The 12,422-nt window shown below is 70.6% G+C and carries 12 protein-coding genes; 8 read left to right on the plus strand and 4 right to left on the minus strand.

The window, feature by feature from the left end:
* The first annotated feature begins 380 nt into the window (after positions 1 to 380).
* From CCN72_RS10980 to CCN72_RS11000, 5 genes are read left to right on the plus strand one after another with little or no spacing between them, the layout of a single operon-like run.
* Complete coding sequence (locus tag CCN72_RS10980; RefSeq protein ID WP_086807358.1) at positions 381 to 1,784, plus strand: class I adenylate-forming enzyme family protein; 1,404 nt, start codon at positions 381 to 383, stop codon at positions 1,782 to 1,784.
* Complete coding sequence (locus CCN72_RS10985) at positions 1,781 to 2,017, plus strand: acyl carrier protein (RefSeq protein ID WP_086807359.1); 237 nt, start codon at positions 1,781 to 1,783, stop codon at positions 2,015 to 2,017. Before CCN72_RS10980 ends, CCN72_RS10985 begins: the two co-directional genes overlap by 4 nt.
* A 43-nt stretch (positions 2,018 to 2,060) precedes the next feature.
* Entirely contained in the window at positions 2,061 to 2,261 is a 201-nt protein-coding gene (locus CCN72_RS10990; protein WP_085563148.1) for an MbtH family protein, read from the plus strand.
* Between the two features lie 8 nt (positions 2,262 to 2,269).
* On the plus strand, positions 2,270 to 2,833 hold the full coding sequence (locus tag CCN72_RS10995; protein WP_086807360.1) for a hypothetical protein: 564 nt from the start codon (positions 2,270 to 2,272) through the stop codon (positions 2,831 to 2,833).
* Entirely contained in the window at positions 2,830 to 3,453 is a 624-nt protein-coding gene (locus CCN72_RS11000; protein ID WP_086807361.1) for a DUF6875 domain-containing protein, read from the plus strand. Before CCN72_RS10995 ends, CCN72_RS11000 begins: the two co-directional genes overlap by 4 nt.
* Before the next feature lie 9 nt (positions 3,454 to 3,462).
* Here the strand turns inward: CCN72_RS11000 and CCN72_RS11005 are convergent, their stop codons facing one another.
* Together CCN72_RS11005 and CCN72_RS11010 are read right to left on the minus strand one after the other, a co-directional pair.
* Positions 3,463 to 4,641: an acyl-CoA dehydrogenase family protein gene (locus CCN72_RS11005; protein WP_086807362.1), complete on the minus strand. Its 1,179-nt coding sequence runs from the start codon at positions 4,639 to 4,641 to the stop codon at positions 3,463 to 3,465.
* A gap of 72 nt (positions 4,642 to 4,713) precedes the next feature.
* Positions 4,714 to 5,088 carry a four-helix bundle copper-binding protein gene (locus CCN72_RS11010; protein ID WP_086807363.1) on the minus strand — a complete coding sequence of 125 codons (375 nt, stop codon included), beginning with the start codon at positions 5,086 to 5,088 and terminating at the stop codon, positions 4,714 to 4,716.
* A gap of 111 nt (positions 5,089 to 5,199) precedes the next feature.
* Between CCN72_RS11010 and CCN72_RS11015 the strand changes: the two genes are divergently transcribed.
* Positions 5,200 to 5,565: a DUF6479 family protein gene (locus CCN72_RS11015; protein WP_172427387.1), complete on the plus strand. Its 366-nt coding sequence runs from the start codon at positions 5,200 to 5,202 to the stop codon at positions 5,563 to 5,565.
* 75 nt (positions 5,566 to 5,640) lie between these two features.
* Here CCN72_RS11015 and CCN72_RS11020 read toward each other — a convergent pair whose 3' ends face one another.
* Both CCN72_RS11020 and CCN72_RS11025 read right to left on the minus strand, forming a co-directional pair.
* Positions 5,641 to 6,888, minus strand: a complete 1,248-nt coding sequence (locus tag CCN72_RS11020; RefSeq protein ID WP_244174186.1) for an ANTAR domain-containing protein — start codon at positions 6,886 to 6,888, stop codon at positions 5,641 to 5,643.
* 234 nt (positions 6,889 to 7,122) lie between these two features.
* A complete protein-coding gene (locus CCN72_RS11025; RefSeq protein ID WP_086807364.1) occupies positions 7,123 to 7,488 on the minus strand; it encodes a DUF3040 domain-containing protein in 366 nt (121 codons plus the stop codon).
* Positions 7,489 to 7,948: 460 nt separating this feature from the next.
* Here CCN72_RS11025 and eccCa point away from each other — a divergent pair, with 460 nt between their 5' ends.
* A complete protein-coding gene (eccCa, locus tag CCN72_RS11030; protein ID WP_425276133.1) occupies positions 7,949 to 11,935 on the plus strand; it encodes a type VII secretion protein EccCa in 3,987 nt (1,328 codons plus the stop codon).
* A gap of 79 nt (positions 11,936 to 12,014) precedes the next feature.
* The coding region (locus tag CCN72_RS11035) for an EsaB/YukD family protein (RefSeq protein ID WP_208637972.1) at positions 12,015 to 12,422 on the plus strand (408 nt) is incomplete at its 3' end.

Consider the following 12,422-nt stretch of genomic DNA (forward strand, 5'->3'; position numbering starts at 1 on the left):
GATCGACGAGTTCGGCCGCGCGCATGGGAATCGGGTGCAACGACCCGGAAAACAATCACGAGCAACCTAACCCGGGAGCATTGGCGGGTCAAGGAAACCATTCCCGTACATCACGCACTTGTCCCGCCGGCGGGACAACGGGATCGACCGGCAAGAGGCGAGAAACCCGCACGGAACGGCGACCGGCGGCGTCGGCATGAGGCGATCTAAGCAGCTCAGAGGCCATGAGCTGACGTCCGTCCGGGGCATCGCATTTCCGCCAGGGCGTGACCGCATTGATCCTGGAGCGCTTGCTCGACGTTTCACGATGCTGCTAGCTTTACCCTCACTAAACGTAGATCGAACGTTTCGCTGACCTGTTTTTGCAAAAGGAAGCGGGTATGGCACATACATGGTGGCTGAGCCATCTACTGAGCCGGGGCGTGGACGACGACTCGTGGGCTGTTTCCAGCATGCCGGTCACCCGGGGGCGGTTGCGCACGGCGGTCACGGAGCTCGGGGAGCGTTTTCGGGAGCAGGGCATCACGGAGGGCAGTTCGGTTCTTCTGCGGATGAAACCGAGTTTCACCTATCTGTATGTGTTGTTGGCCCTGTGGAGCCGTGGCGCACAGGTGGTTCTGGTCGACTTCCGGCTGAAGCCGGCCGAATACGAGCCGCTGGTCGACCTGGTACGGCCGCAGTACGTCGTCGTCACCACCGGGGCCGGCGGGCCGGTAGCCGGATTCCGGCAGGAGTCGGATTTCTCCGTCCGGCGGCTGCCCGACGGCCGGCCGGCCGTCGACGGCATCCGTCTGGTGCAGTTCAGCTCGGGCTCGACGGGCCGGCCCAAGGTGATCGGCCGGTCGGCCGACTCCGTACTGGCCGAGATCGAGCGGCACGGCGCGCTGCCCGGAATTCCCGGCCGGGGGGAGCGGGTGATGCTGCTGAACTCGGTCATGCACAACATGGGCCTGGTCAGCGGCGTGTTGCACGCGCTCGCGGCCGGGGCGACCCTGATCGTCCCACCGACGCTCCGCCCGGCCGAGGTGGTGCGCATGCTGGCACGGACCGAGACATCCGCCGTGTACGGAACCCCCGTTCACTACGACCTGCTGTCCCGGATCGGGAGTCTGCCCGAACTGCCCGCGCTGCGGCTCGCGGTCTCCGGCGGTGAACGGGTGCCGGGGGAAACCCACGACCGGTTCCGCGCACGCTTCGGCCTGCCGATCAGCCCGGTCTACGGCGTGACCGAGTTCGGTCTGATCGCGGGCGACCTGTCCGGCGCGGCCGTACCTCCTGAGCTGGGACCCCCGGTGCCGGGGGCCGAGGTGAAGGTGTTCGACGGGGAACTCTTCGTCCGGATGGAACGGACGCCGTATCTGTACGGCGAGCACACCGATCGCTTCGCGGACGGCTGGCTGCGGACCTACGACCGGGTGGGCCAGGACCCGGCTACCGGGATTCTCAGCATGCTCGGCCGGTCCGACTCCCTGGTCGTCGTGGGCGGTCTGAAGGTCGACCTCGCGGAGGTGGAGACCGTTCTGCTGGAGCACCCCCGGGTGACCGAGGCGGTGGTGACCCATGGGGAGGTCATCGAGGCGTTCGTGGGGACCGACCAAGCGCTCACCCCGGACGAACTCGTCGCCTGGTGCCGGGAGCGGCTGAGCCCGGTCAAGAATCCCAAGCGGTTCTTCGTCACGCACCGGCTGCCGCGGAACTCGATGGGAAAGCTGGTCCGCGACCGTGCGCTGATGCACGAGCGCGTCATACCGCAATCGTCGTCACGGACCCAGGGGGACCGATGATCTCGAAGGACGACATCAGGGCGATTCTCTGCGAGGGCGCGGGACTCGGACCGCCCGGGGAACTGCCGGACGACGCCGAGCTGGCCATCGACTCGTTCACCCTGGTCGTGCTCCAGCACGGGCTGGAGGAGCGGCACGGCGTGGTCATCGACCCGCAGTTCGAGGACATGGCGCTGTTCACCTCGGTCAACGGCATCCACAAGTACGTGACGACGCTGCTGGACAAGAGCTGACGCGCCCGTCCCCCGCCTCGACCGTTTCGCACAGGGAGCGATGATGAGCAACCCCTTCGAGAACCCCGACGGCACCTACCTCGTGCTCGTCAACGACGAGGGCCAGCACTCGCTGTGGCCCGCGTTCGCCGAGGTGCCCGCGGGCTGGACCGTCGCGCTCGCCGAGACCGACCGCCCGACCTGCCTCGCCTACGTCGAGGAGCACTGGACCGACATGCGCCCGCTGAGCCTCGTACGCCGATAGGAGACGTGATGGACGACGCCGCTTTCTCACAACTGCTGCTGAGCGAGGAGGATCTGGAGGAGTCGTTCTTCGGCGAGGAGCCGAGCGCCGCCTACGATCCCGTCTTCGTCTCCGGCGACGCGTCGGGGCGGGCCATCGTCGATCTGACGAACATGCTCACGCACGGCACGCATCCCGAGACGACGCATCACGCGTCCGCGCTGTTCACGAACATCGTGGGTTCGGTGGTCTTCCATCATGTCGCGCGGTTCGGCAACGGAGCCTGCCGGCAGGTGTACCAGGAACTCTTCGCCGCGGTGCGCGACTGCGCGCACTACCGGATGGGGCTGAACGACGGCGTGGAGCTCGACATCACGAGGGTGGCCGTGGAGCCCGTCGAGCTGGGGGACGGCGGCTTCCTGGTGCGCTGGCTGTCCGCCGTCGACCACTTCCGTATCGAGACCGCGTGGGTGATCGTGCCCGCGGACGACGTCCTCAGCTTCGTCAACGCCCGTGTTCCGGACGCCTCCGAGATCCATCGGCTCGCCCGCGTCGCCGTCGATCGTGTCGTCGATCTGACGGGTACGTCATGACGTCCAGGGCGTCCGTCGTCGACTTCGGCGCCGCGCTGGAGTCGGTCGACTCATGGCTGACGGAGTACATATCGGCGAGTCATCCGGAGATCGGCCGCACCGGGCCGATCTGCCCGTTCGTGTCGCCCTCCCGCAGGAACCGGACGCTGGAGGTCCGGCTACGGCTGGTCGGGCACGCACCGAGCCCCGAACTGGTCGAGGAGATCGCCCGCGGCAGCCTGCGCGAGTACGAGCTGACGACCTGGCAGGGCCGGAATCCCATGCTGCAAGCCATGGTGGTCGTGCTGCCCGATCTGCGTGGCGAGGACACCGCACTGCTCGACCGGGCCCAGGAGCGGGTGAAGGACGACTTCGTGGCGCGGGGACTGATGATCGGCCAGTTCCACGAGAACTGCGAGGTGACGGCGGCGCGCAATCCCCGCTTCGTGGTGAGCCGGGCACCGGTGCCCGTCCTCGCGATCCGCGCCATCGCCCTCCACGATGTCTTCTTCCTGTCCGAACGGCCGCACTGGTTCCAGAAGTACCGGGAGAAGTTCGGCAAGTTCTACGGCCCGGATTCCACCCTGATGGACCCGCTTCTGCTGGAGCGCTACCGGGAGAGCGAACGGGCTTACGGCTAGGGCCCGTGGTCAGCGCCGCACCCTCGGCATCCCCAACCCGATCCAGGAGATGATCTCGCGCTGGATCTCGTTGTTGCCGCCGCCGAAGGTGAAGATGACGGCTGAGCGGTAGCCGCGTTCGAGTTCGCCGTGGAGGACGGCGCCCGCAGAGCCTTCCTTGAGGGGGCCGGCGGCGGCGGTGATCTCCATGAGGGCGGCGTAGGCGTCGCGGCGGGCCTCGGAGCCGTAGACCTTGACGGCGGAGGCGTCCTGCGGGGTGAGGGTGCCGTCCTCGACGGCGGTGACCATCTGCCAGTTGAGGAGTTTGAGGGCCTCGAGACGGGTGTGGGTGCGGGCGAGCAGCCGGCGCACCCAGCCGAGGTCGAGCACCCGGCGGCCGTCGGCGAGTTCGGTGCGGGCAGCCCAGTGCTGGACGTCGTGCAGGGCGCGGACGGCCATCGTGCCGTGCGCCGCGAGGGTGACGCGTTCATGGTTGAGCTGGTTGGTGATCAGCCGCCAGCCCTGGTTCTCGGCGCCGACGCGGCGGGAGACGGGGACGCGGATGTTCTCGTAGTAGCCGGCCGTGGTGTCGTGGGAGGCCAGGGTGTTGATGACGGTGCAGGAGTAGCCGGGGTCGGAGGTCGGCACCAGCAGCATGGTGATGCCCCGGTGCGGCGGGGCGTCCGGGTCGGTGCGCACGGCGAGCCACACCCAGTCCGCGGTGTCGCCGTTCGTCGTCCAGATCTTCTGCCCGTTGACGAGGTACGTGTCCCCGTCGCGTACGGCCCTGGTGCGCAGCGCGGCGAGATCGGTGCCCGCCTCGGGCTCGCTGTAGCCGATCGCGAAGTCGATCTCGCCGGACAGGACGCGTGGGAGGAAGTACGCCTTCTGCTCCTCGGTGCCGAACTTCATGAGGGTCGGCCCGACCGTGTTCAGCGCCATCAGCGGCAGCGGTACGCCGGCCTGCGCGGCCTCGTCGAAGAAGATGAACTGCTCCATCGCCGACAGGCCCCGCCCGCCGTACCCCTCGGGCCAGCCGACGCCGAGCCAGCCGTCGGCGCCGAGGGTGCGGATCGTGTCGCGGTAGAAGCGTTTGCGGGCGGCCGGGTCGGCGTACCTGGCGTAGGCGTTGTCCGGGACCAGGCGGGCGAAGTAGGCGCGCAGTTCGGCGCGCAGTCGCTGCTGCTCGGGCGTGTGGTCGAGGTGCACGGCGCCTCCAGGCTCCCCAAGGGCGGTCCTGACGGCGCACACCGTAGAACGTGTTTCAGAAATTGGGAAGCGTCAGGCGAGCGTCTCCAGGAAGTCGACGCAGGCGTCGGCACAGGCCCGGCAGGCCGTCGCGGCGGACTCGGCACCGGGGTACTCCTCGAAGGCGCGGGCGCATTCGAGGCAGGTCCGGCGGCACCGGTCCACCCGGCCACGCAGCCCCTCCTCGCCCTGCCGGCTCTCCTCGCACAGCAGCCGGCAGGTGGCGTCGCACACCTCCGCGCACATGATCCCCAGCCGGCGCACCCGTTCCTGGCACTCGGGGCCGCCCGGATCGACCAGGCTGACCCGTACCGAGCAGGCACGGGCACACTCCGTGCACGCCTGGGCGCAGCTGAAGCGGTCCTCCAGGAACCGGTAGAGCTGCTGCGGGGAAGCCTGCTGGGTCACAGGGTGCGGGTTGCCCCGAGGATCCGCGACAAACCCCGCCCCCGCGCCACCGAGGTCCCATTTATTTCATTTGTTCGATTCGTACGGTTATAGGAGGGGTATCTCTGTCCTATGAACACCGCATCGATGCAGCTGGCCGCGACGAGCGGCCTGATGAGCCTCGTACTCTTCGTCGTGGCCGTCGGGCTGCTGGCACTGCTCGCCGGCGGCTTCTGGCTGACCTCTCGCGTCAAGTCCCGCGAGCCCGCTCGCCCACGCCCCGAGGAGCAGCCCAAGCTGCCACCGGAGGGTGCGGTGCACGAGATCCGGGAGAACCGGGACTACCAGGAGGTTCCCAAGACACCCAAGGGCGGCCGTCCGCTGACCCCCTACGAGCTGAGCAACATGGACTCCAAGACCAGCGAGGACCAGAAGCGTCCGCGCTGGAGCAGCGGGTCCAGCGGGTCCTTCGGAGGCGGGGGACTCGGCGCTCACTGACGATCGGTGACCGTGGCCCGCGGCGACGCGGGCCACGTTTCGCATGTCCGGGTTCCCGCGGGGCCCGGCCGGGCCTCAGGGCCTGCGGGTCAGCCGGTGATGCAGATGTTCCAGGGCGTCGAGGAGGACCGTGCGGTGGTACCAGGCCAACCAGGCGGCCGTGTCGGCGGCGAGCAGGCCGAGGGCCTCGGCCCGGGTGGAGGTCGGCCGGTGTCCGGCCTCCGGCCAGTGCACGGTGATCAGACCGGCGCAGCAGCCGGCGGAGGACAGGACCGGGACGCATTGCAGGGCCCGCGCGCCGCTCGCGAGCAGGGCGCGCCGGCTGTCCTCGGTGAGCAGCGCGTCGGTGGCCACGTCGGGCATGCTCACGCGCCGCCCGCGGGTACGGGCGACCGCCTCGGCCGTACCGTCGCCGCGGCCGCGGCCCAGGTGGTCGAGGTAGGGGTCCGTGCCGCCGTGCCGGGCTTCCAGGGCGAGCGCGTTCACGGCGGGGTCGACGGACAGGACGTGCCCGGCCGGGGCATGGGCGAGGGCGAGCGCCTCGCGGAGTACGGCGTCGATCATCTGCCCGCGGTAGCGGGGGTCGCGGTCGGTGCGGGCCAGGAGGCGCAGCGGGGGCACGGGCAGCGGACGGCGGCCCGGGAACCAGATCGCGCCCTCGGGCGGGCGGGCCACCACGACCGCGGAGGCGAGCACCCGCAGCGGCACATTGAACCGCTGGGAGGTCTCCCGCAGCACCCGGAAGGCGCCGCCGCTCTCGGGCAGGGCGTAGCGGGCCATGAGCACGCCCTGGGCCATGCCGATCACCGGGGCGGTGCGGACCCGGGCGCGCAGGGCGCGGACCTCCTGGTGCAGGTCCTGGTACGACGGCCGCAGCGGATCGGCCATCGATGAGCGCCAGGCGGGCAGCTCCTCCACCTTGGCGGCGGCGCGGGCCAGTTCGCGTACGGCCTCGCCCAGGGTGGCGTACAGCTGGACGCCGTCCAGGCGGGCCAGGTGCACGGCCTCGCGGACGCCGGGCCGGGCCCGCACGATGATCAGATCGGGGCGTCCGGCGCGGGCCCGCGTGGTCTCGCTGAGGGTGCGCAGCACCGCGGCGCCGCCGAGCTGTACGTGGGCCATGTCGAGGACGGGCCGCAGCCCGGCGCGGTCCGCCTGTTCCAGATGGCCGCGCAGCTCCTGCGACCAGGCGTGGGCGCCGTGCGCGTCCAGGGTGCCGGACATGCGCAGCAGCAGCGCGCCCTCGGCGGGCAGGCCCTCCACGACGGAGGACTCGATCAGCAGGGGGGCCGGTGCGCCCGGCTGCGGCGAGAAGGCTTTCATGGCATTCCCTGGGCAGGTCGGGTAGGGGCCGGTGCGGCCACTTCCTGACCATGAACCTGACCTTGGAGCACCCACCATGCACGGCGGACGGCCCGCTCTCAAACCGGACGCGGCGGAGGGGCGGCGGATACGGCCGTCAGGGGTGCGGAGAGCCCATCCGTCAGGGGTGCGAAGACCCCCGTTCCGGCGCGGTCGGCCCGCGCGGCCCCGACCGCGAGGCCGCACGCGCGAGGCTCAGAGCCAGGAGCTCGCCCGCTCCCCCGCCCGCCCCCGTCGGCGGGCCAGCCGGCACAGCAGCCGGAACGCCTGGAAGAGAGTGAGCGGCCACAGCACCGCGAAGCACCACAGCAGCCCGGGGTCCGCGGTGCGGATGCCCATGACCGCGCAGAAAGCGGAGGCGAGGGCCAGCAGCAGTACGCCGGTCGGCAGCCAGATCCGCCGGTGTGCCCGGTCCCCCCGTTCCCGGTGGGCGCCGCCGCCCATCCGGCGGGCGAAGCCCCGGTCCTCCCGAAGACGCGCCTCGATCTCCAGCAGCGCCAGCCGCTCGCGCGGTGACAGCCGGGTCCTCTCGCGCCTGTCCCACATGTCCCAGTCGTCCACGGCGACGGCACCTCCTCCGCGGTCGGCGGCATCCGTCTCCCCGAGTTCCCCGCGCGCGGGCGCCGAAGCGGCACCACGATGCGTGTCCGATACGTCGCGTACGGCTACGGATGCGGTGATCGCACCGTGCGTCCATGTCTCTGTAACCAGAGATTCACTTTCCTGCGGCCGTGCACGAATGAACCTCAAGCGATCATCAACAACCCCTGGATCCCAAGGAAGTGAGCGCCAGTTATCGCGAAACGAGCCAATCACCTATTTCAAAAGCCAAGCAAAATTTCCGAGTTGGCGGCCCAGGGTCGAGATGTGTTCACCCGTCTCGGCCTTCCCGCGCTTATCATCTGCCCAGTAGTGGATCACTTCCCTCCACATCACCAAGCATCAACCCGCACCCACGCGCAAGTGGTTGACCAGCCATGCCCGCGTGAGCGTTTGAGAAAGGTCCCTGCCATTGAGCACCGTGGTGGCCAAACGTTCACCGCGCGCCGAGGGTCCGCAGCTCCCCGAGGGACAGGTCGAGCTGGCGGAGCCGCCGGTCCTGGGGGAGCCGGCGAGCGCCGATTTCGGATCGGCGCTGATGTATCTGCCCATGGCGCTGGGCAGCGGCGCCATGGTGCTGATGTTCTCCATGCGCAGCGCCGGACCGACGACGTACATGATGTCCGGGATGATGGGCGTCGCCATGGTCAGCATGACGCTGACCCAGATCGGCCGGGCCGGCGCCGAGCGGCGGCGCAGGATGCGGGCCGAGCGGCGTGACTATCTGCGCTATCTCGCGCAGAAGCGCCGACAGGCCCGGCAGGCCGCCGAGCAGCAGCGGGCCGCCCTGCTCTGGGACAACCCCGAGCCGGGGCAGTTGTGGGCGCTGGCGATGGGCACCCGGCTGTGGGAACGCCGCCCGGCGCACGAGGACTTCGGCCGGGTCCGCATCGGACAGGGCGTACGCCGCGCCGCGTTGGAGTTCCTGCCGCCGCAGACCAAGCCGGTGGAGGACCTGGAGCCGCTGACCGCGATCTCACTGCGCCGGTTCACCAAGGCGCACCAGACGGTGCCCCGGCTGCCGATCCCGGTCGCGCTACGGCGGTTCACCAGCGTGGAGTTGGCCGGTGAGCCGGAGCCCGCGCTCGGGCTGCTGCGGGCGGTGGTCGCACAGCTCGCCGCGTTCCACTCCCCCGACGAACTGCGGATCGCGCTGCTGGGCGGGGCGTCGGCGCGGGCCGAGTGGGACTGGCTCAAGTGGCTGCCGCACAACGCGCATCCGCACGAGGAGGACGACGCCGGTCAGGTGCGGCTCGCCGCCGAGGACCACGAGGCGCTGATGGACCTGCTCGGCACCGAGGTACGGGACCGGCCGGACCACGACCCGGACGCCTCGCCGAGCGTGGCCGAACCGTTCGTGGTGGTCGTGGCGCAGGGCGTGCGGCTGCCCGAGACGTCGCGGCTGACACACGGCGGGCTGCGCAATGTCGTACTGCTGGACGCGACGGGCGCGATGACCGGCGGCCCGAAGGTGCTGCGGCTGACCACCCGGGGCACCGGCGTCGAATTCCCGGCCGGTGACGACACGGTGAGCGCCGAGGCCGACGCGCTCAGCCGCACCGAGGCGGACACCCTGGCCCGGCTGCTGGCGCCGATGCGCACCAGCGGCAGCGTGGACCTGGTGGACCGGCCGCTGGAGTCGGACTTCGATCTCACCGCGCTGCTGGGCATCCGGGACCCGCGCGGCTTCGACGTGGCCGCCAAGTGGCGCCCCCGCATCGCCCAGTCCGCCCGTCTCCTGGTGCCGTTGGGCGTCACGGAGGAGGGCGAGGTCGTCGAGCTGGACATCAAGGAGTCGGCGCAGGGCGGCATGGGCCCGCACGGTCTGCTCATCGGTGCCACCGGCTCGGGCAAGAGCGAGCTGCTGCGCACCCTGGTGATGGGCCTGGTCGCCACGCACTCCTCGGAGATCCTCAACCTGGTGCTGGTCGACTTCAAGGGCGGCGCGACCTTCCTCGGCATGGACCGGCTGCCGCACACCTCGGCGGTCATCACCAACCTGGCCGACGAGATCCATCTCGTGGACCGTATGCGGGACTCCATCAACGGCGAGATGATCCGCCGCCAGGAGCTGCTGCGCGAGTCCGGGTACTCCTCGCTGTTCGACTACGAGAAGGCGCGGGGCGCCGGGGTGAACCTGACGCCGCTGCCCTCGCTGCTGATCATCGTGGACGAGTTCTCCGAACTGCTCGCCAGCAAGCCGGAGTTCGTGGACCTGTTCGTCTCCATCGGCCGCCTCGGACGCAGCCTCGGGGTGCATCTGCTGCTGGCCTCCCAGCGGCTGGACGAGAGCCGTATCCACAAGGTCGAGGGGCATCTGTCGTACCGGATCGCCCTGCGGACGTTCTCCGCGATGGAGTCGCGCAGCGTCATCGGCGTCTCGCACGCCTATGAGCTGCCGTCGGCGCCGGGCAACGGCTATCTGAAGGTGGACACCACCAACCTGGTCCGCTTCAAGGCCGCCTATGTCTCCGGTGCCGCGCCGGAGCCGGTGGACGAGGCCGAGCACTCCGCGCAACTGGCCGCCGCCGGGCAGGAGATCACCCTGTTCGGGCTGGAGCGGCAGGGCACGCTGATGTCCGAGCGGATCGCCGAGCAGCAGGCGCTGGAGACCGCCCGGGAGGCATCGGCCGCCGCCGAACGCAAGGCCGCCGCACAGGCGTCGGGCGGCGACCAGAACGAGGAGAGTCTCCTGGAGGTGCTGATCGGGCGCCTGGCGGAGAGCGGACCGCCGGCCCGGCAGGTGTGGCTGCCGCCGCTGACCGAGTCCCCGAGCCTTGACCAGCTGCTGCCGGGCATCGTGCCGGACCCGGTGCGCGGCATGAGCGCGGCGGACCATCCCTCGCTCAGCTCCCTGCGGGTGCCGCTCGGCATCGTGGACCGGCCCTTCGAGCAGCTGCGGGAGCTGCTGGTCGCCGATCTCTCCGGTGCCGACGGCCACATCGGGGTGGCGGGCGCCCCGCAGACCGGCAAGTCGACCCTGCTGCGCACCCTGATGCTGTCCCTGGCGCTGACCCACACCCCCGAGGAAGTCCAGTTCTACTGCCTGGACTTCGGCGGTGGCGGTCTGGTCTCCACGGCCGGACTGCCGCATGTCGGCTCGGTCGCCACCCGCCTCGAACGCGATCGCGTCCTGCGTACGGTCGCCGAGCTGAGCCAGCTGCTGGAGAAGCGCGAGGAGGAGTTCACCTCGCGGGGCCTGGAGTCGATGGCGGCCTACCGCAGGCTGCGGGCCACGGGCGAGATCGACGACCCCTACGGCGATGTGTTCCTGGTGGTCGACGGCTGGGGCACGCTGCGCCAGGACTACGAGGAGCTGGAGCCCCGGGTCATCGAGATGGCCGCGCGCGGACTGTCGTTCGGTCTGCATGTGATCGGTTCCGCCGTGCGCTGGTCGGAGTTCCGGCCCCGGCTGCGCGACCTGCTGGGCACCAAGTTCGAGCTGCGGCTGGGCGATTCGATGGAGTCCGAGGTCGGCTCCCGGATCGCGGCGGCCGTACCGCACCAGCCCGGCCGCGGTCTGACCGCGGGCACCCACCACTTCCTGTCCGCGCTGCCCCGGCTGGACGGCTCGGGCGAGACCGGGGATCTCACGACGGCCACCAAGTCGGCCGTGGCGGAGATCGACACCTTCTGGACGGGCCGCCCCGCCCCCGGCGTCCGGCTGCTGCCGACCCGTCTTCCGGTGACCGAACTCCCGGTGTCGGACGGTGACTTCAAGGTCTGTCTCGGCTGGGACGAGCAGCGTCTCGAACCGGTCTGGCACGACTTCACCACCAACCCGCACCTGATGGTGTTCGGCGACGGCGAGACCGGCAAGACCAACGCGCTGCGCCTGATGATCCGCGCCATCACCGCCCGCTACACCCCCGAGGAGGCGCGCATCATGGTCGCCGACCCGGGGCGCGGACTCCTCAACTCGGTGCCCGAGGCGTACCGGGTCGGGTACGTCGTGGACAGCGACGCGCTCGCCCAACTGGCCACCAGTGCCTCGGTGTCGGTGGGCAAGCGGGTGCCGGGCCCGGACATCAGCCCGGAGCAGCTCGCCCGCCGCGACTGGTGGGAGGGGCCGCTGCTGTTCGTCCTCATCGACGACTACGACCTGTTCTCCGGGGCGCCGGGCGCCCCCTCCCCGATGGCGCCCCTGGTGCCGCTGCTCGCGCAGGGCCTGCACATCGGCATGCACCTGGTCGTCGCCCGCAGCACCTCGGGATCGATCCGCGCCATGATGGACCCGGTGCTGCGCCGGCTGTGGGAGCTGGGCAACCCCGGTCTGCTCTTCTCCTACCCCAAGGAGGAGGGCAAGTTCCTCGGCGAGGCCAAGCCGCGCACGCTGCCCGCGGGCCGGGCCCAGCTGGTCACCCGGCGTTCGGTACGCCTCGTACAGACCGGGCTGGTGTCGTCATGAACAGCATGAACGGCACGAGCGGCATGCGCGGCATGCGCACCCTCCCCACTTCTCCCTCCCTCTCCCCAGGAGCAGTCCGATGACCACAGCCCCCGCGGTCACCGCACCCGCCTCGGAGGTCTGCCGGGTCACGGTGGTGGGCCCCACCGGCCAGGCCGACCTGGCGATCCCGCTCACCACACCGGTCTCCGCGCTGCTGCCCGTACTGGTGCGCCATGTGACGACGGAGACGGCCGACCGCGGCACGCCCTGGGTGCTCCAGCGGCTCGGCGAGGACCCGTTCGACGCCGACGCCACCCCCGCCACCGTGCAGCTGCGCCATGGCGAGGTGCTCCATCTGCGGCCCGCCGACGAGCCGTTGCCCGCCCTGCACTTCGACGATGTCTCCGACGGGGTCGCGCATGTCGTGACAGCGTTGCCAGGCGGCTGGCGCCCGGCGCTGACCCGGGGCCTGGCGCTCACCCTGGCGGTGCTGGCGCTGCCCGCG

Origin of the sequence: Streptomyces murinus, assembly GCF_002154555.1 — a bacterium.
Lineage (GTDB): Bacteria > Actinomycetota > Actinomycetes > Streptomycetales > Streptomycetaceae > Streptomyces > Streptomyces murinus.